Below are 18,000 nucleotides of genomic sequence, written 5' to 3' on the forward strand. Positions count from 1 at the left end.
GCAGACGCACGGGCGCGCGGACGGTCTCCCGGCGGGTTCCGGCCTCAGCGCCCGCGGGAGACGCTGCTGGCTATCTTGCGGGCGTCCCGGGCCATCTCGCGGAACATGCCGCTGATCGGGTTGGTGAACCCGGTGAAGTACAGGCCCGGCGCACCCTTCGGCGCACGGCCGCCGTGCACCACCGGACGCCCCCGCGCGTCGAGGACGCCGAGGTGGCCGACCAGGGGCTCCAGGGCCCGCCGGTACCCGGTCGCCGCGATCACCGCGTCCGGGGTGGCCCGGGTGCCGTCGGCCAGGACCACCGCGTCCCCGTCGAAGGACTCCACGGCCGCCACCGGCACCACCCGGCCGGACTTCACCGCGCCGATCAGGCCCACGTCCTGGACCGGGATCGCACCCTCCCTGACCCGGGAGTAGAGCCCCGTGGCGGGGCGGGGCAGACCGTGGGCGGACAGGTCGGGTACGGCGAGTCTCGCCATCACCGCGCCCGCACGGTCCACGAGCCGTACCGGCAGCCGCCGCACGAGGATGCCGGTCGCCTGCGCGGGCCAGCCGGCGGTGGAGCGGCGGACGATGTGCGGAGCGGTGCGCACCGCGATCCTGACCCGGGAAGCGCCGCCCTCCACCAGGTCCACGGCGATCTCCGCCCCCGTGTTGCCGATCCCGGCGACGAGGACGTCCTTTCCGGCGTACGGGGCGGGGGCGCGGTACTCCGACGCGTGCAGCAGCGCGCCGGTGAACGTGTCGCGTCCGGACCAGTCAGGGACGTGCGGGGTGTGGTTGTACCCGGTGGCGACGACGACGGCCCGCCCGGTCAGGACCCGGCCGCCGCTCGCGGTCAGCTGCCAGCCCGTGCCGTCCTGCGCCCGGTCGATACGGAAGACCTCGACGCCGGTGACCACTTCGAGCGCGTGGTGCTCGGCGTACTTCTCCAGGTAGCGCACCACGTCCGCACGGCCCACCCAGCGCCCGAACCGGCGGGGTATCGCGAGGCCGGGCAGCGCGGACCAGCGGCGGGTGGTGTGCAGACGCAGCCGGTCGTAGTGGCGGCGCCAGGAGGCCCCCACGTTCTCGGACCTCTCCAGCACGACGGCCCGTACGCCCTGTGCGCGCAGGGCGGCCGCGACGGCGAGACCGCCGGGCCCCGCGCCGACGACGTAGACGGGCCGGTCGTCGGTGAGGTCGGCCGGACCGGCCTCGGCGGTGGCGGATACGGGGCTGCGGGGGGCGGACGTGCTGTCGGGCATGGCTATGGAGCGTAATCGCGCGCTCACTTGATGGGTCTCGGTCAAGGGCGGAATCGGTTGCGAATTGATCACGGGCCGGTACGGGACGGGCCCGGCTCAGGGCCAGAGGAGTTCCCGCACCCAGGAGCCGGCGTCCAGGTGGTACCGCAGACGTACGTGCTGCCGCCGCGCGTCGCCCTGGAAGAACTCGACCTCACGCGGCTCGACCACGTACCGGGTCCAGCTGCGCACCTCGGTGGCCGGGGCGGCACCGGCCCGCTCCCAGGCGGCCTCGGAGGCCCGGACCAGCTCGTCCCGGCTCGCGAGGACCTCGCTCTGCCGCCCCACCAGCGCCGATGCCAGCGCACCCGTCGAGCGGGCGTGCAGGTCGGCCAGGCTCTCCGCCCGGTCCGCCTCGCGGACCGGTCCCCGCACCCGCACCTGCCGCCCCCGCGCCGGCCAGTAGAAGCCGAGCGCGGCGTACGGCCTGGCGGCGAGCTGGCGGCCCTTCGCGCTGGTCGCGTGCGAGGCGAAGTGCCAGCCGCGCCGGTCCGCGTCGTGCAGCATCAGCGTACGGACGTCGGGGCGGCCCTCCTCGTCGACGGTGGCGAGGGACATGGTGTGCGGCTCCGGCTGCCCGGCGGCCACGGCTTCGGCGAACCAGGTGTGGAAGAGGGGGAGGGGATCGCCGGGCGCGGTGGCCGGGTCGAAGGCGGGGAGGTCGATGTCCCACACGCGCTGGGTGTGGAGCAGGCCGAGGAAGGTGCTGTGCGAATCGGGCATGGGGTCATTTCACCCCAGGGAGGAGACGCTGAGGCGGGAAGGATGCGCTGAGGCGGGGAGGGGACGCTGAGGTCCCGGCAGGCGGGTGCCCGGTTCGGGGAGGATGCGCTGAGGTCCCGGCAGGCGGGTGAGGGTGCCGGCGCCGACCCTACTTCGACGGCTTCTTGCCGGTGATGCCCAGGTATACCAACATGGCGAGATTGGGGCGGAGTTCGGCCGGCTTGACGCCCCAGGTGGTGAAGCCCTTCTGGTGGGAGGCGACCGCCGCCAGCATCACGACCAGGGAGCCCGCCATCGCCGCGGGGCTGGCGTCCTTGTCTACCTTGCCCTTGGCCTGGAGCTCCTTCACCGACTCCGTAAGGGAGTTGGTGACCGAATTCAGGATCTTCATGCGGATCTTGTAGAACCGCTTGTCGCCTTCGGCGGCACCCAGGTCGATCACCCGGAGGATGGCGTCGTGGCGGCGCCAGAAGTCGAGGAACCCCTCGACCAGTTCCTCGCAGGTCTGCCAGCCGGCCTTGCCGACCCAGGAGCGGCCGGCGACCAGCCGGGTCAGCCCCGCGCCCTCCTTGGCCGTCTCCTCGGCGATTTCGAGAACGGCGCCCTCGACGTCGGGAAAGTACTGGTAGAAGGTCGCGGGTGAGGTCCCCGCCTTCCGGGCCACGTCGATGACCTTGACGTCCCGGTACGGCGAGGAGCTGAGCATCTCGCTGAGGCAGTCGAGCAGCTTCTGCCGCGTCGCCTGACCGCGTCGACCGGCCACGCGGCCGTCGACAGTGCGTACTTGTCCTGTCATGCCGTCAGCTTACCGAGGGGTGATCGGAGCGCGATTCGGCCGACTGCAAATGGGGAACGCCGCAGGACCGGAGGGGTGTGGGGGTCCCTTTTCGGCCAGATTTCGCACTGTGGAGCGCGGCCCGGAGCTCACACGGCATAAGTGTTATCAACAGCCTGTGGACAACTTCGGTGGACAACTCCGCCCACGCCGGGTGCGAGGTCTTCCCGACTGGGGTGAATGTTCTGTATGGGCGCCCCGGGGCGCGCGGTGCCGCGCGCGCCGTTACGTTGACTGTGACGGGCGTCACCGTCCGGCTGTCGTCGCTACGGAAGGACCGGGCCCCATGGCCGCATTCGCGCACTCCGTACCGTGCTGGGTGGATGTGCAGCTCTCCGACCTGGAGGCGGGCAAGCGCTTCTACGGCGGGCTCTTCGGCTGGACCTTCCGCGCGGGCGACGGCCTGCCGTTCGCCGACGCCTTCAGCGACGGCCGGCTCGTCGCCGCGCTCGCCGCCAAACAGGACGGCCGGATGCCGACCGCCTGGGGCGTCTACTTCTCCACCGACGACATCACCACCACGGTGGCCCTCGTCAGGGAAGCGGGCGGCCAGGTGATCACCGACCCCGTGCGGGCGGGCCGGGCCGGAGTGCTCGCCCTGGCGGCCGACCCGGGCGGCGCGGTGTTCGGGCTGTGGCAGGCCGGCGACCGGTCCGGCTTCGAGAAGCAGAACGAACCGGGCTCCTTCTGCTGGACCGAGGTCCACACCCGCCGGCCAAAGGCCGTGGACGCCTTCTACGAGCGCGTTCTCGGCTTCGCGGGGACGGACATCGCGGAGCCGGCCGACGAGCACGCGGAGACCGCCGAGTCCGGCGTCGACTTCCGGATGTGGTCGCCCCCGGGCACCGAACCGGGGCCCGACACGGCGGTCGGCGGGCGCAGTCTCATCACGGACGCCTTCCCCGCCGAGATGCCCAGCTACTTCCTCACCTACTTCGCGGTCGCCGACTGCGACCGGGCGGCCGAGACCGTCGTCCGCCTGGGCGGCCGGGTCACCGCGCCGCCGTTCGACATCCCGTACGGCCGGATGGCGGTCGTCCAGGACGACCAGGGCGCCGCCTTCGCCGTACTCCAGCCGACCGAACTCCTGCCCTGAGCGGGGCACGTCTCCCGCCCTCACCCCGCACCCCCGTGTCCCAGTAACGGATGAAGTGACATAGGACACCCCGATCCGGCCCCGGGTTCGCAACCGGTACCTCCGACAGGAAGAATCGGGGTGCGCACCGCCAGGTGGTGCCCAGTGGTGAGACGCTGCACATGGCGGGATTTCGCGGGCTTCTGTTCCTGAGGTCCGTACGGGGAGGTGGCAGGGCAAGTGGTGGAACAGCTGACGCAGCACGACCCGAGGCGGATCGGCCCGTTCGAGGTGCTGGGACGACTCGGCGCCGGCGGCATGGGGCTGGTCTATCTCGCGCGCTCGGCGTCGGGCCGGCGGGTGGCGATCAAGACGGTGCGTACGGAGCTCGCCGAGGACCAGCTGTTCCGGGTCCGGTTCACGCGTGAGGTGGAGGCCGCCCGCGCGGTCAGCGGGTTCTACACGGCAGCCGTGGTCGACGCCGACCCGCGGGCGGCGGTGCCGTGGCTGGCCACCGCCTATGTGCCCGCGCCCTCGCTCGAGGAGATAGTGAACGAGTGCGGGCCCATGCCGACCCAGGCGGTGCGGTGGCTGGCGGCCGGGATCGCCGAGGCGCTCCAGTCCATCCACGGCGCCGGTCTCGTCCACCGCGACATGAAGCCCTCCAACGTGCTGGTCGTCGAGGACGGCCCGCGCGTCATCGACTTCGGGATCGCGTCCGGTGTCTCCAACACCCGCCTGACCATGACGAACGTGGCGGTCGGCACCCCCGCCTACATGTCTCCCGAGCAGGCGCGGGACTCGCGGAGCGTGACCGGGGCCAGCGACATCTTCTCGCTCGGCTCGACCCTGGTGTTCGCCGCGACCGGGCACGCGCCGTTCCACGGCGCCAACCCCGTCGAGACGGTGTTCATGCTGCTCCGGGAGGGCCCTGACACGGAGGGCCTGCCCGAGGATCTGCGGCCGCTGATCGAGTCCTGCATGCAGATGGAAGCCACCCGGCGGCCCAGCCCCGCCGATCTCCAGTCACAGCTCGCCCCGCACCTCTTCGCCTCCGGCAGCGACGACAGCGGTACGGCGTCGGCGTGGCTGCCGCACCGGGCCACCGCCATGATCGAACAGCGGCGCGGGGGCGGCCGCACGATCGCTCCGGCGGTCCCGGTCCCCGCGCACGCTCCGGCGCACGCCGCCCCGGTGGCAGTGCCTCCGCCGCCGCAGAGGCCGCCGCGCCCCCCGCAGGGCGCCGAGTGGGACACGGCCTGGCGCAGCGGCGCCGACCTCCGTTCCCCCTTGCCGGGCCAGGCCCTCGCCTCATCCCCTCCGCCCGGCGGCGGACCCGTACGGCTGGCCGGGGCGAAGGTGCCGATCGGCCCCGGGCTGCGGCCCGGCGAGACCCGCGGCGCGGCGGCGGCGCACGCCGATCCGGCGACCGGCTGGGTGCGCCCGCCCGCCGGGGTGAACGGTGCCACCCCGGTGACCGCCCCCGTGCCGGCCCCGCGCCCGCGCCCGATGCGGTGCCCGCCGCGCCGGACCGCTGGCGGCCCTGGCGCTTTCGCATGTCGAACGATGTGTGGGGGACGCCGGTCGTCGCCGGTGACCTGCTGTACGTGACGTCGTTCGAGGTCCACGCGCTGGACGTGGGCAACGGGAGACGGCAGTTCAAGACCCGGGACGTGGCCTGGGCGATGGCCGTCGACGGCGGCCGGATACACGGCTCGGACGGCCCGTCCCTGTACGCGCTCGACGCGGCGACCGGCGCCGAACGCTGGCGCCTGCAGTCGGATGCCTGGGTGTACTCCCTCAAGGCCGACCGGGGCACGGTGGTGACCGGGACGCGGGGCGGCGGCGTCCAGGCGTGGGAGGCGTCCAGCGGCGACAAGCTGTGGGAGACCACGGGCGTCCAGACGGACTTCGAGACGCCGGAGGCCGGGCCCGCGATACACGACGGCACGGTGTACCTCTGGCAGAACGCCCGGCTGCGCGCCGTCGACGCCCGTACCGGCGCGGAGCGGTGGTCGTACCCGATCGGGGACGCGGCGTCCTGCGGCGGCGTGCCGGTCCGGGTCGCACCGGCCGCGGACGGCTGGGTGTACGTGTCGGCGGGGACCCGGGTGCTCTCGGTGGACTCGGCCTCCGGCCATGTGCGCTGGCACTTCGAGTCACCGGCCGCCTTCCTCTCCCCGCCGGCCTTCGCCCCGGGGCCCGCGGTGACCGGGGGCGGGGTGTACCTCGCCGACTACCTCGGCACGGTGTACGCCCTCGACGCCGCGACGGGCAAGGACCGCTGGCGGATCGCGACGGAGGCCCGCCAGTCGATCGAGCCGGTCCTGGTGGCGGCGGGCAACGTCCACGTCGGCAGCGGCAGCGCGCTGTACACGCTGGACGCGGTGACCGGCACGCCGAAGTGGCGTTTCGCCGCGGGCGGCGACGTGGTGGGCACCGCGGTGGTCGCGGACGGGCGCGTGCACTTCGGCTCGGCGGACCACGTGCTCTACACGCTGGACGCGGCGGGCGGCCAGCTCCGCTGGAAGCTCGCCACCGGAGGCGAGATCACGGGCTCGCCGGTGGTGCAGGCGGGCGTGGTGTACGCGTGCAGCAAGGACCGCTGCGTGTACGCGCTGGACGCGCTGAAGGGAACGGGCACCGGCAACCGGGCGCGCGCCTAGGCGGCTTCAGACGTGAGGCGTCAGGCGTGACGTGAGGCGTCAGGCGTCCGGCGGACGGTGTCGGTCGGGCCACTCACCCCGGGTGGGATACGAACGCGTCTCCTGGTCGTCTCGGGAACCGGGCCCCGCGTACGGGTCCGCCTCCCGCTCCGGCCACGGCGACGGCCGCGCGGGCGGTCCCGGCTCCCCGGTGGGCGGCCAGGCGTCCGGCTGGTCCGGCCCGGGCGCCGGGTAGGGCTCCGTACGGCCGGTCCGTGACCGGGCCCGCCGCCCCGGCATCAGCGCCGCGCCGAGCAGCAGCAGAAGCCCGCCGGCCCCTGCCAGCGCCACTCCGTCCCGGAGCGCGGAACCGTCGCCGCCCACCGTCAGGCCGTTGGCCTCCTGACCCTGGCGGACCATCCACAGCACGGTCAGGCCCAGGACCACCAGCCCGGCGAAGGCCACCACGAGCCGCGACCGGAGCACCACGCCGACCAGGGCGACCAGCGCGGCGATGAGGAACGGCGGCAGGAGGGAGCCCAGCACCGCGGACTCCGTGTCGGTGATGCCCCGAAGAGGTCCTGGACGCGGTAGTCGAGCCCGGCCCGGTCCTCGTACCAGTCCCGGAAGGGGCTCACGGCGGCCGCCGCAGCGCCGGCCAGGGCGACGAGGGAACCGAGGACGTTGCGGATCATCAGGGGCCTCCCGCGAAGAGCTAGCGGCCTGCGCGCGCACGCGCCCGCGCGCAACCGACGCTACGCCGGGCCCAACGCCCTCGCGACCGGGCGGACGGCCGGGCGGAAGACCTGCGGACGTCCCGGGGGACCATGACAAGACCGTGACAGGGTCATGACCGTCCTGCCAGTCGCCGGCGCCATGCTGTGCGTGACGGTGTCGCGCGGTCCGCCCGGCTGCCGGGGAACGTGCCGACCACGCAAGGAGGGCTGCATCGATGATGCGGCGACGTATCAGGTTCGCGGCGGTACTGGTCGTGGTGGTGCTCGCGCTCAGCGGGTTCTCGACGGCCGGCGGCGGGGGCAAGGGCGGCGGTGGCAAGAGCCGCAGTGGCAAGAGCAGCGGTTCCGGCGGTGGCGGCTGCTCCAGCTCGAAGAAGAGCAACGACGACCACGTCTCCGACGACAGCTCCGACGACGACTCGTCGGGCGGCTCGTCCGGGGGCACCGGCTACGGCACGCCCACCCCGGGCTCCACTGCCACCGACGCCCCCGAGGTGCGCGTCATCCGCTGCGCCCAGGCCCGCAAGGGCAGGCGCGGGGCGGTCACCTCGTCCGTCGTCCAGTTCAGGTCGACGGCGTCCGGGACGGCGAGGACGTACGACGTCGAGGTGGCCTTCCTGGACGCGCGCGGCAGGACCGTCGACACGGGCGAGGCCACCGCCGATTCGGCGTACGGCGAGGTCACGACCCTCTCCGTGCGCATGGACAGCCCCCGCAAGGTATCCAGGGTGAAGAGCTGCCGCGTCACGGCGCGGCCCCGCCGCTGACCGGGGCGCCGCCCACCGCGTACACGTGGACCGGGCGCGGACATGCAGTGGCCGCGATGGCTCCCCTCCGCGCCACCGCGGCCACTCCCCCCGTACCCCCGTCGGCGAAAAGCTACTTGGCGGGCTCGGACGTGGCGTGCATGTCCTCGGTCGTGGCCTCGCCACCCGTCGCGTGCATGTCCAGAGGCTTGATCGTGCCACCGGTGGCGTGCATGTCCATGGTGGTGATCTGCTCGGCGTCACCACCCGTGGCGTGCATGTCGGCCGGCTTGACCACCGGGTTCTTCTTCGTCGCATCAGCCATGATGATCTGCTCTCCCGTTGACGTACTTCGAGTTGGTTTGGGCGAGGCCCGCCCGGCTGTTCCCCCGTGGACTGCCGGACGGGCCTCCCAGGGCCGCTCACCATAGTGCTACGGCCTTTCGGCCACCCCGTCTGCCCCCCGACGCGACGGACCGACATGCATGAGAGTGGCGGGTCGCGATAAACGAACGATGAACGCCGGCCGTTACGGCCCTACGCGGGTGCTACCGAGGCCACGGACGAGAGCAGGGCGCGGACGTCGTCGGCCTCTTTCGACCCGAGTCCTTCGTAGATCCCCAGGGCCTCGCGCCAGCAGACCTGGGCCCTTCCGAACTGCCCGATGTCCTCAAGTGCGCGCCCGAGGACGGTGAGTACGTTCCCCCGGCGCCATTCGCCGCCGATGCCCCGCAACGCGGTCAGGGCCTGCTCGGCCGTCGTGGCGGCGTCGGCCGGCCTGCCTGCGGCCAGGTCGACCTCGGCCAGCCGGAAGAGCGTCATCCCCTCCCACAGGCGCTGGCGGCTTTCCCGGAAGACGTCCAGGGCTTCCAGGAGCCGGTCGGCGGCGTCGGTGAACTGTCCGCTCTGCGTGAGTGCCATGCCCAGCGCGTAGCGGCCGTTCGCGCTCCGCAGGGCGTGGCCCATGCTGTCGTAGATGTCTATGCCCTGCTGGGCCAGGGACACCGCACTGGCCGTGCGCCCGGTCGCCAGGTGGATGCGCGAGAGGTTGCACAGGGCGCTGGCCTCGCCGGGGCGGTCCTGGATGCGGCGGAAACTCTCGATGGCCTGGGTCAGATAGGTCTCGCCGTCCTCGTGACGGCTCTGGTAGAGCGCCATGATTCCCCGGGCGTTGGGAGCCCAGCAGCCCGGCAGCGGATCGCTCTCGGCCTCCACGAGCCGGGTGATCTCCTCCGCCTCCTGCTCGGCCTGGTCGAAGCGGCCCGTGGTGTGGTGCACATCGGTCAGCGTGACCAGGGCCCGGACCTCGGTGCGCCGGTCCGCACAGGCCCGGGCGGCGTCCCGCACGGCGAAGGCGGCGGACTCGTACTGCTTGGAATCGGCTCCGGACTCCCCGAGATCCAGCGCCGCCCACAGGAGGTCGACCGCCCGGCGCAGGGTGCCTGGCCCCGTCGACTGGCGGACGCAGGACAGGAGCGGGCCGGCTTCGGCGTAGAGCCAGTCCAGCGCGGAGCGCCGGTTGGCGAACGACAGTCCCTCGTACTCCGTCGGCTCCAGGTGGTCCACCAGCCGGTCTCCCGGCCGCTCCAGCGCGTACACCCCCGCCGCCGTCGCCAGATAGAAGTCCAGCAGCCGCGAAAGCGCCAGCTCCTTCTCGGCCGGCGGCTGCTCGTCCCGTTCCACGCAGGCGCGTGCGTAGAGGCGCACCAGGTCGTGGTAGCGGTACCGGCCCGGGGCCGCCGACTCCAGGAGCGAGGTGTCGACCAGGGCTTCCAGCAGGTCCTCCGCCGTGTGCACCTCCAGGTTCAGCAGGGCCGCGGCCGCCGCCAGGGAGATGTCCGGTCCGTCCGCCAGGCCCAGCAGACGGAAAGCGCGGGCCTGGGCCGGCTCCAGCTGGCCGTAGCCGAGTTCGAAGGTGGCCTTCACCGCGAGGTCGCCCGCCTGGAGTTCGTCCAGGCGGCGGCGCTCGTCGGCGAGCTTGGCGGCGAGGACCGAGACCGTCCAGGTGCGGCGGGCCGCCAGCCGGGAGGCGGCGATCCGGATGGCCAGGGGGAGGAAGCCGCAGGCGGCGACCACGTCCAGGGCCGCCTCGCGCTCGGAGTTGACGCGTTCGTCGCCGACGATGCGGGTGAAGAGCTGGAGGGCCTCCTCGGGGGACATCACGTCCAGGTCCACCAGGTGCGCGCCCGCCAGGTCGACCATGCGGACGCGGCTCGTCACGAGGGCCGCGCAGCCCGCCGTGCCGGGGAGCAGGGGGCGGATCTGGGCCGCGTCGTGGGCGTTGTCCAGGAGGACCAGGATGCGGCGGCCGTCCAGGGTGGACCGGTAGAGCGCGGCCCGTTCGTCGAGGGAGTCCGGGATCGCGGAGTCCGGGGTGCCCAGGGCGCGCAGGAACGCGCCGAGGACCGTCTCCGGCTCGGCGGCCCGCGCCCCGGCGCCCTGGAGGTCGACGTACAGCTGCCCGTCCGGGAAGTGCGGCCGGGCCTCATGGGCGACGTGCACGGCCAGAGTCGTCTTGCCGACCCCTCCGATGCCCGCCAGCGCGGAGACCGCCATGACGGACGCCTCGGCGGTCGCGAGCCGGTCGCCCAGCTCCGCCACGAAGGAGGAGCGGCCCGTGAAGTCCGGTACGGTCGCCGGGAGCTGGGCGGGGCGGACCGCCGCAGGTGCCGGGACCGGCTCGTCGGGGGGGCGGGCCAGTTCCTCGTCGGCCGTGAGGATGCGCTGCTGGAGCTGGGCCAGCTCCGGGCGCGGGTCGACGCCCAGCTCCTCGGCCAGGAGGCGGCGTGTGTCCGCGTACACCGCGAGCGCCTCGGCCTGCCGGCCGCTGCGGTACAGGGCGACCATCAGCAGCTCACGGAGGCGTTCACGCAGCGGGTGCGCCGCGGTGAGCGCGGTCAGCTCGGAGACGGCCTCCGCGTGGCAGCCGACCTCCAGGTCCAGGTCGAGCCGCGTCTCGGTGAGCTGGAGGCGCCACTCCTCCAGGCGGGTGCGCTGGTTCTCCGCGTACGGGCCGGGTACGGAGGCGAGCGCCTCGCCGTCCCACAGGCCCAGGAGCTTGTTGATCAGAGCCCGGGCCTGCTGCCGGTTCCCGGCCGCCCGCGCCTTCTCCGCGTCGGCGGCCAGATCCTGGGCGAGCGTGACGTCCAGGGCGTCGCGGCCGATCCGGATCGCGTACCCGCCGGACTCGCTGACCAGGGTGTCCTGGCCGAGGATCTTGCGGAGCCGTGAGGCGTACGTCCGGATGGTGGCCAGTCCTGGGAGGGCGGGTCCTCGCCCCAGAACGCGTCGATGAGTTCCGCCGCGGTGGCCGTGCGGCCGTCGCGCAGGAGCAGGGCCGTCAGCAGGGCCCGCTGCTGAGGCGAACCCGAGGGCAGCGCCTCCGCACCGCGCCAGGCGCGTACGGGCCCGAGCACGGCGAAGCGCAGCGCGGTGCCGGATTCGCCGCGCAGCGGCGCACGTTGCTCCGGAACGCGCACGCGTGGCCCGTTGTCACGGTCCATTGATGCCCCCTGTCCTGCTCGCCCGCCGGTCCTGCCCGATATCGCGCCTGTTCGGTATGCCCGCCCGTGTGCCGATGTGCGGCGTGCATCCGGATCGCTCCTTACCACTGCTATCGCGGTCAACAGTCTGCCTTGTTCTGGCCCGGGTCGTCAGCTACGGGTGACGCTCTGCACAAGCCCTCGACAACGATTCGCAACCGGAGGAGGGCGACGGAGCGCCGTACCGGAACCAGGACGGCGGAAAGGCAGGAGCCCCGCTCCCCGCCGAGGCGGAGGAGCGGGGCTCCTTGGGTACTGCTATGCCGGCCGCGATCGACCGACCCGGGCAACTAGGCCGGGGTGACGTTCTCAGCCTGCGGACCCTTGGGTCCCTGAGTGACGTCGAAGTTCACGGCCTGGTTCTCCTCCAGGGAGCGGAACCCGGACGCATTGATCGCGGAGTAGTGAACGAAGACATCCGGGCCGCCGCCGTCCTGGGCGATGAAGCCGAAGCCCTTTTCAGCGTTGAACCACTTGACGGTTCCGGTAGCCATAAGCCCTCCTTGGGCCAAAGGGTTGCCCTGCTCCAGAACCTGCAAACAAGTCTGAAAACTACAAAAGCCTGCGGGTTACATGCTCCGCAGGCTCTGTACTGCAAGGGAAACCAAACTGCAACTTGCGGCGAGCCTAGCACGCACTCCGCGGGGAGCGGTAGGGGTAAAGATCACTTCATCCGGATGTTTGACGAGAGGACCGGACGGGCCCCCGGAGAGGGGCTCCGGGAGACCCCGCGGCCGGCTCGGGGGAGTGCCCGGGACGCCCCGCCGACGCCCCCCGGCGGGTGCGGGTCTAGCCTCGCGATGTGGACAATTCAACCGTCTCTCCCGTCGAAGGCGACGACCGTCGCAGCCGGCCGCGCGTCGGCCACATCCAGTTCCTCAACTGCCTCCCCCTGTACTGGGGGCTGGCACGGACCGGGACCCTGCTCGACCTGGAGCTCTCGAAGGACACCCCGGAGAGACTCAGCGAGCAGCTGATCAAGGGCGAGCTCGACATCGGCCCCGTCACGCTGGTCGAGTTCCTGCGCAACGCGGACGACCTGGTGGCCTTCCCCGACATCGCGGTCGGCTGCGACGGCCCCGTCATGTCGTGCGTGATCGTCTCCAAGCTTCCGCTGGACCAGCTCGACCGCGCCCGGGTGGCGCTCGGTTCGACCTCCCGCACCTCGGTACGCCTGGCGCAGCTGCTGCTCTCCGAGCGGTACGGGGTCGAGCCCGACTACTACACCTGCCCGCCGGACCTCGGCCTGATGATGCGGGAGGCGGAGGCCGCCGTGCTCATCGGCGACGCCGCGCTCCGCGCCCATCTGCACGACGCCCCGCGCCTCGGCCTCCAGGTCCACGACCTGGGGCAGATGTGGAAGGACTGGACCGGGCTGCCGTTCGTCTTCGCCGTCTGGGCGGCCCGCAAGGACTACCTGGCCGCGCACCCCGAGTACGTCACCAAGGTCCACGAGGCGTTCCTCGCCTCCCGGGACGTCTCCCTCGAGGAGGTCTCCAAGGTGGCCGAGCAGGCGGCGCGCTGGGAGGTGTTCGACGCGGAACTCCTGGAGCGGTACTTCACGACGCTCGACTTCCGCTTCGGCCCGGACCAGTTGAAGGGTGTGCGGGAGTTCGCCAGGCGGACCGGCGCGACGACCGGCTTCCCCGCCGACGTGCGGGTGGAACTGCTCGGCGCTGAGAGTACGGCTCCGTACCAGCGGACGGTACGGGGTAATGGGGCCCGGCCCTGAATGGAGGGATCGCGGCCTCGCGGACGTTTATCGCCTTACCGCCGCAGGCGGTCCGTTCCATTCCCTTCCGGTGAATGGAACGAAAGGGATGCGCGTCCGGCAGGTGTGACGGGCCGTTGTCCACCGAATGCGGACGGCCTCCGGCGGCGAGTCCCGCGCGCACTCCGCTTGGGGCCGGTGTAACGGCTGCCGTATCGCCCCGCGTATCGGCCCCTATCGACCGGGCTATCCGTCCCCGTACCGCCCGGATGAACGGCACATTCACGCCTTTCGCCGTGGCGAAAACCGCCGTTCGTTCCCTATAGGGGTGAAATCGGCAGAACGTTTGCCTGTGACCGGGTGACCCGTGCGCCTAGGCTTCGGGGCGCAGGTCGGGAGGTCCACAGGGGGAGTCCATATGCAGCCGCTGGAAGCCGGCGAACCGCGCACCATCGGCGCCTACCGGCTCCTCGGCAGGCTCGGCGCCGGCGGGATGGGCCGGGTGTACCTGGGGCGCAGCGTCGGCGGACGCACCGTCGCCGTCAAGGTCGTGCACCCGCACTTCGCTCTCGACGAGCAGTTCCGCGCCCGTTTCCGCCGCGAGGTGGAGGCGGCCCGGCAGGTCGGCGCGCAGTGGACCGCCCCGGTCCTGGACGCCGACCCGGACGCGGCCGTGCCGTGGGTGGCGACCGGTTACGTGGCCGGGCCCCCGCTGTCGCAGGCCGTCACCACGCACGGGCCCCTGCCCGAGTACGCGGTGCGGACCCTGGGCGCGGGTCTCGGCGAGGCGCTGGCCGCCGTCCACGCCGAGGGCCTCATCCACCGGGACGTGAAGCCCTCCAACGTGCTGCTCGCCCTCGACGGCCCCCGGCTGATCGACTTCGGCATCGCCCGTGCCACCGGCGCCACCGTCTCCCTCACCTCCACCGGGGTCTCGGTCGGCTCGCCGGGCTACATGGCACCCGAGCAGATCCGCGGTCTGGACATCTCCGGCGCGGCCGACGTCTTCTCGCTCGGCGCTGTCCTCGCGTACGCGGCGACGGGCAGCGCCCCCTTCCCCGGCGACTCCTCGGCCGTACTCCTCTACAAGGTGGTGCACGAGGAGCCCGAACTGGGCGATCTGGAGGGCGAGATGCGCGAGGTCGTCGCCGGGTGCCTGGCGAAGGACCCCGCGGGCCGCCCCCGCCCGGCGGAGCTGGCCAGGCGGCTCGCACCGGGCGGCGCCGCCGCGATGGTGGCCTCCGGCTGGCTGCCGAACCCGCTGGTGCGCGAGGTCAGCCGGGCGGCCGTGGCGCTGCTGGACCTCGAACCGCAGGACGACCCGGAGCCGTCAGGGCCCGCGCGGTCCCGTGACGCGTCGCTCTACCCGGTGGCGGGTGTGTTCGGACCGCCCCTCATGGCGCCGCCCCGGCCGGCCGTCCCACCGTCGGCGGGCGGTGTCGAAGGCCCGGGACGCCCAGGAGGCCCGGGAGATGCCGTAGGCACAGGAGGCCCGGGAAGTCCCGGTGACCAGGGAGGCTCCGGCGGTGTGCCAGGGCCTCGTACCCTTGACCCCCGGTTCTCCCTCACCCTGAACACCGGCCCGCGGCCCGGTGCCCGTCGTGGCCGGCGGGTGAGCTGCACCGTGGCGCTGGCCGTGGCCGGCGCACTCGCCGCCGTGACCGTGGGCAGCGGGGTGCTGTCCGGTCTGCTGCCGGACAGCGGCGACGGCAAGGAGAACGGACCGGCGGCGGCGCCGTCCGGACCCAGCCGGTCGGGCGAGCCCTCGCCCGGGGCGTCCGCCCTTCGGACGGGCGCGCTCCCGAAGGCGTTCACCGGCACCTGGAAGGGCCCGGTGACCGAACGGAGCGGCGCCCCGCACGGCGTGCTGACCACGGTGTTCACCCCGGGTCGCAAGGGCGCCGACGTGGCCCGCATGAAGGTGTCGCTCACCGTGCTCGGCACGACCGTCACCTGCCACAGCATCGGTGAACTGGCCTCCGCCACCGACCGGGTGGTGAAGATCCGCGAACGCCCCGACCCCGGCCGGCCGAGCAGCGCCGGCCTGTGCACGGGCGACGCCGCCGACCTCACCTTCACCCTCACACCGGAAGACACCCTCGCCTACCAGTCGTACGAGGAGGGCGCGGGCACACCGCGCGGCACGCTCACCCGGTCCGGCGACTGAGCCCGACAGGGCCTGGCGTAGGCTGGATCGGTCCGTGGATTCGTTGTAAAACCACCGAAAGGTGACAGCCCGGTGACCGAGAAGGCCGACCTTCAGACCGTCCTCGACCGCGCCGCCGAGGGTGGGCGGATCTCCCCGGAGGAAGCGCTCGACCTCTACCGGTCGGCACCGCTGCACGCGCTGGGAGCTGCGGCCGACGCCGTACGCCGCCGCCGGTACGCGGGTACGGAGCACATCGCCACGTACATCATCGAGCGCAACATCAACTACACCAACGTCTGCGTCACCGCGTGCAAGTTCTGCGCGTTCTACGCGGCGCCCAAGGACACGGCCAAGGGCTGGTCCCGCGACCTCGACGACATCCTGCGCCGCTGTGCGGAGACCGTCGAACTGGGCGGCACACAGATCATGTTCCAGGGCGGCCACCACCCGGACTACGGCGTCGAGTACTACGAGAGGCACTTCTCCGCGATCAGGAAGGCGTACCCGCAGCTGGTCATCCACTCCCTCGGCGCCTCCGAGATCGAGCACATGGCCCGGATCTCCGGCGTGTCGGCCGAAGAGGCCATCCGGCGCATCCACGCCGCGGGGCTCGACTCCTTCGCGGGCGCGGGCGCCGAACTGCTGCCCGCCCGGCCGCGCACCGCGATCGCCCCGCTCAAGGAGTCGGGCGAGCGCTGGCTGGAGATCATGGAGATCGCGCACGGACTCGGTGTCGAGTCGACCTCCACCATGCTGATGGGCACCGGCGAGACCAACGCCGAGCGCATCGAGCACCTGCGCATGATCCGTGACGTGCAGGACCGCACGGGCGGCTTCCGCGCGTTCATCCCGTACACCTACCAGCCGGAGAACAACAAGCTGAAGGGGCAGACGCAGGCCACGCTCTTCGAGTACCTGCGGATGATCGCCATCGCCCGGCTCTTCCTCGACAACGTCGCCCACATCCAGGGCTCCTGGCTGACGACAGGCAAGGAGGTCGGCCAGCTCTCCCTGCACTACGGCGCCGACGACCTGGGCTCGATCATGCTGGAGGAGAACGTCGTCTCGTCGGCGGGTGCCAGGCACCGCTCCAACCGCATGGAGATCATCGACCTGATCCGCAAGGCGGACCGCGTCCCCGCCCAGCGCGCCACGACGTACGAACACCTCGTCGTGCACGACGACCCGGCGAACGACCCCGTCGACGAGCGCGTCGTCTCGCACATCTCGTCCACCGCCATCGCGGGCGGCACGGCCCACCCGGAGCTCAGGCTCCTCAGCGCCAACTAGCCCCCGCGTGCTGACGCTGCACGTGGCCGCGGCCGGGCCCGCCGTACTCGTCGAGGGGCGGCTGGTCGCGGCCGTGGGCGGGTACGAGGACCTGTCCGCCGCCCACCCGGGCGCGCGGGTGCGGCACTGGCCGGGCGAGATCGCCCCGGGACGGGTGCGGGACGGGGTGCGGGCGCTGCTGGAGGACACCTTCCACCCGGACGCGTATCTGCCCGGACGGCCGGACCACCGGGGCGAGTCCGTACGGCGGGGCATCCACGTGCTGCTGGGGGAGGGTGTCACCGCGGTCGTCGACGACCTGACGGACCCGGCCGTACGGGCCGCGGTCGACCGGTCCGGTCTCGTACGGGTGCCGGCGGGTCACCGGCCGGTGCTCACGGTGGGCGGCCGGGCGGATCTGGCCGTGATCGACGGTGACGGCGGGTGCGTGGCGACCGTACTGGCGGGGCGGCTGGTGCACCGGCGGCGGTGAGGCGCACGGCCGGGGCGCCCCTGGTCGGACCCGGAAGGCCGCAGCCCTCCCGCACCGCTGCGGTACGCAAGGCACCGGGCTGCTTGAATGGGCGGGTGACCCGAGCATCCCTGGACAAGCAGCCGCACGAAGTCGCCTCGATGTTCGACGACGTGGCGGCCAGGTACGACCTCACCAACGACGTGCTCTCGCTCGGCCAGGCCCGGCTGTGGCGCAAGGAGGTCGCCAAGGCGGTGCACGCGCGGCCCGCCGAGAAGATCCTCGACCTCGCGGCGGGTACGGCGACGTCCTCGCTGCCCTTCGCCGCGACCGGCGCGTACGTCGTGCCGTGCGACTTCTCGATCGGCATGCTCCGCGAGGGCAAGAAGCGCAACTCCTGGCTGCCCTTCACCGCGGGCGACGCCACGAGGCTGCCGTTCCGCGACGGGACCTTCGACGCGGTGACGATCTCCTTCGGGCTGCGCAACGTGCAGGCCACGGAGCAGGCGCTCCGCGAGCTGTACCGGGTGACGAAGCCCGGCGGACGCGTCGTGATCTGCGAGTTCTCCCAGCCGACGTGGGCGCCCTTCCGCACGGTCTACACCGAGTACCTGATGCGCGCCCTGCCGCCGGTCGCCCGCGCGGTGTCCTCCAACCCCGACGCGTACGTCTACCTCGCCGAGTCCATCCGCGCCTGGCCCGACCAGACGGGCCTCGCCGCCCTGCTCCAGAAGGCCGGCTGGTCGGACGTCGCCTGGCGCAACCTCACCGGCGGGGTCGTGGCCCTGCACCGGGGCGTACGCCGCTGAC

The 18,000-nt window shown here is 72.7% G+C and carries 12 protein-coding genes and 3 pseudogenes; 8 read left to right on the forward strand and 7 right to left on the reverse strand.

Annotated elements, in window-relative coordinates; translation table 11 throughout:
- Nucleotides 1-44 precede the first annotated feature (44 nt).
- The 3 genes from Sfulv_RS16730 to Sfulv_RS16740 form a co-directional block, all read right to left on the reverse strand.
- Entirely contained in the window at nt 45-1,247 is a 1,203-nt protein-coding gene (locus Sfulv_RS16730; RefSeq protein ID WP_173314773.1) for a flavin-containing monooxygenase, read from the reverse strand.
- Between the two features lie 96 nt (nt 1,248-1,343).
- Nucleotides 1,344-2,009, reverse strand: a complete 666-nt coding sequence (locus Sfulv_RS16735; RefSeq protein ID WP_173314776.1) for a pyridoxine/pyridoxamine 5'-phosphate oxidase — start codon at nt 2,007-2,009, stop codon at nt 1,344-1,346.
- A gap of 148 nt (nt 2,010-2,157) precedes the next feature.
- Entirely contained in the window at nt 2,158-2,805 is a 648-nt protein-coding gene (locus tag Sfulv_RS16740; RefSeq protein ID WP_173314779.1) for a TetR family transcriptional regulator, read from the reverse strand.
- Between the two features lie 325 nt (nt 2,806-3,130).
- On the opposite strand from Sfulv_RS16740, the gene Sfulv_RS16745 reads away from it, so the two are divergent.
- Together Sfulv_RS16745 and afsK are read left to right on the forward strand one after the other, a co-directional pair.
- On the forward strand, nt 3,131-3,940 hold the full coding sequence (locus Sfulv_RS16745) for a VOC family protein (RefSeq protein WP_173314782.1): 810 nt from the start codon (nt 3,131-3,133) through the stop codon (nt 3,938-3,940).
- 219 nt (nt 3,941-4,159) lie between these two features.
- Nucleotides 4,160-6,585: pseudogene (afsK, locus tag Sfulv_RS16750) on the forward strand (protein serine/threonine kinase AfsK).
- A gap of 39 nt (nt 6,586-6,624) precedes the next feature.
- Here the strand turns inward: afsK and Sfulv_RS16755 are convergent.
- Nucleotides 6,625-7,259: pseudogene (locus tag Sfulv_RS16755) on the reverse strand (hypothetical protein).
- Between the two features lie 257 nt (nt 7,260-7,516).
- On the opposite strand from Sfulv_RS16755, the gene Sfulv_RS16760 reads away from it, so the two are divergent.
- Nucleotides 7,517-8,068: a hypothetical protein gene (locus Sfulv_RS16760; RefSeq protein ID WP_173314785.1), complete on the forward strand. Its 552-nt coding sequence runs from the start codon at nt 7,517-7,519 to the stop codon at nt 8,066-8,068.
- A 112-nt stretch (nt 8,069-8,180) separates the two neighbouring features.
- Here Sfulv_RS16760 and Sfulv_RS16765 read toward each other — a convergent pair whose 3' ends face one another.
- The 3 genes and pseudogenes from Sfulv_RS16765 to Sfulv_RS16775 form a co-directional block, all read right to left on the reverse strand.
- Nucleotides 8,181-8,372 carry a hypothetical protein gene (locus Sfulv_RS16765; protein ID WP_173314788.1) on the reverse strand — a complete coding sequence of 64 codons (192 nt, stop codon included), beginning with the start codon at nt 8,370-8,372 and terminating at the stop codon, nt 8,181-8,183.
- 212 nt (nt 8,373-8,584) lie between these two features.
- Nucleotides 8,585-11,550, reverse strand: a pseudogene (afsR, locus tag Sfulv_RS16770) (SARP-family global regulator AfsR).
- Nucleotides 11,551-11,879: 329 nt separating this feature from the next.
- On the reverse strand, nt 11,880-12,083 hold the full coding sequence (locus Sfulv_RS16775) for a cold-shock protein (protein ID WP_023587141.1): 204 nt from the start codon (nt 12,081-12,083) through the stop codon (nt 11,880-11,882).
- A gap of 308 nt (nt 12,084-12,391) precedes the next feature.
- Here Sfulv_RS16775 and Sfulv_RS16780 point away from each other — a divergent pair, with 308 nt between their 5' ends.
- From Sfulv_RS16780 to Sfulv_RS16800, 5 genes are all read left to right on the forward strand, one after another.
- Nucleotides 12,392-13,321: a menaquinone biosynthetic enzyme MqnA/MqnD family protein gene (locus tag Sfulv_RS16780; protein ID WP_173314791.1), complete on the forward strand. Its 930-nt coding sequence runs from the start codon at nt 12,392-12,394 to the stop codon at nt 13,319-13,321.
- Between the two features lie 397 nt (nt 13,322-13,718).
- Nucleotides 13,719-15,467: a serine/threonine-protein kinase gene (locus Sfulv_RS16785; RefSeq protein ID WP_173314794.1), complete on the forward strand. Its 1,749-nt coding sequence runs from the start codon at nt 13,719-13,721 to the stop codon at nt 15,465-15,467.
- 72 nt (nt 15,468-15,539) lie between these two features.
- Entirely contained in the window at nt 15,540-16,739 is a 1,200-nt protein-coding gene (gene mqnC / locus Sfulv_RS16790) for a cyclic dehypoxanthinyl futalosine synthase (RefSeq protein WP_173314797.1), read from the forward strand.
- 7 nt (nt 16,740-16,746) lie between these two features.
- The gene (locus Sfulv_RS16795; protein WP_173314800.1) at nt 16,747-17,211 is read left to right on the forward strand and encodes an imidazolonepropionase-like domain-containing protein; all 465 of its coding nucleotides are present in this window, start codon (nt 16,747-16,749) and stop codon (nt 17,209-17,211) included.
- A gap of 95 nt (nt 17,212-17,306) precedes the next feature.
- Complete coding sequence (locus tag Sfulv_RS16800) at nt 17,307-17,999, forward strand: demethylmenaquinone methyltransferase (protein ID WP_173314803.1); 693 nt, start codon at nt 17,307-17,309, stop codon at nt 17,997-17,999.
- Nucleotide 18,000: the final 1 nt, after the last annotated feature.

This window comes from Streptomyces fulvorobeus (genome assembly GCF_013167895.1).
Lineage (GTDB): Bacteria > Actinomycetota > Actinomycetes > Streptomycetales > Streptomycetaceae > Streptomyces > Streptomyces fulvorobeus.

Excerpts from the sequence above, each read along its gene's own strand:
- Sfulv_RS16740 (WP_173314779.1), bottom strand. The coding sequence starts at position 2,805 with ATGACAGGACAAGTACGCACTGTCGACGGCCGCGTGGCCGGTCGACGC.
- Sfulv_RS16745 (WP_173314782.1), top strand. The coding sequence starts at position 3,131 with ATGGCCGCATTCGCGCACTCCGTACCGTGCTGGGTGGATGTGCAGCTC.
- Sfulv_RS16730 (WP_173314773.1), bottom strand. The coding sequence starts at position 1,247 with ATGCCCGACAGCACGTCCGCCCCCCGCAGCCCCGTATCCGCCACCGCC.
- Sfulv_RS16760 (WP_173314785.1), top strand. The coding sequence starts at position 7,517 with ATGATGCGGCGACGTATCAGGTTCGCGGCGGTACTGGTCGTGGTGGTG.
- Sfulv_RS16735 (WP_173314776.1), bottom strand. The coding sequence starts at position 2,009 with ATGCCCGATTCGCACAGCACCTTCCTCGGCCTGCTCCACACCCAGCGC.
- Sfulv_RS16785 (WP_173314794.1), top strand. The coding sequence starts at position 13,719 with ATGCAGCCGCTGGAAGCCGGCGAACCGCGCACCATCGGCGCCTACCGG.
- Sfulv_RS16775 (WP_023587141.1), bottom strand. The coding sequence starts at position 12,083 with ATGGCTACCGGAACCGTCAAGTGGTTCAACGCTGAAAAGGGCTTCGGC.
- Sfulv_RS16765 (WP_173314788.1), bottom strand. The coding sequence starts at position 8,372 with ATGGCTGATGCGACGAAGAAGAACCCGGTGGTCAAGCCGGCCGACATG.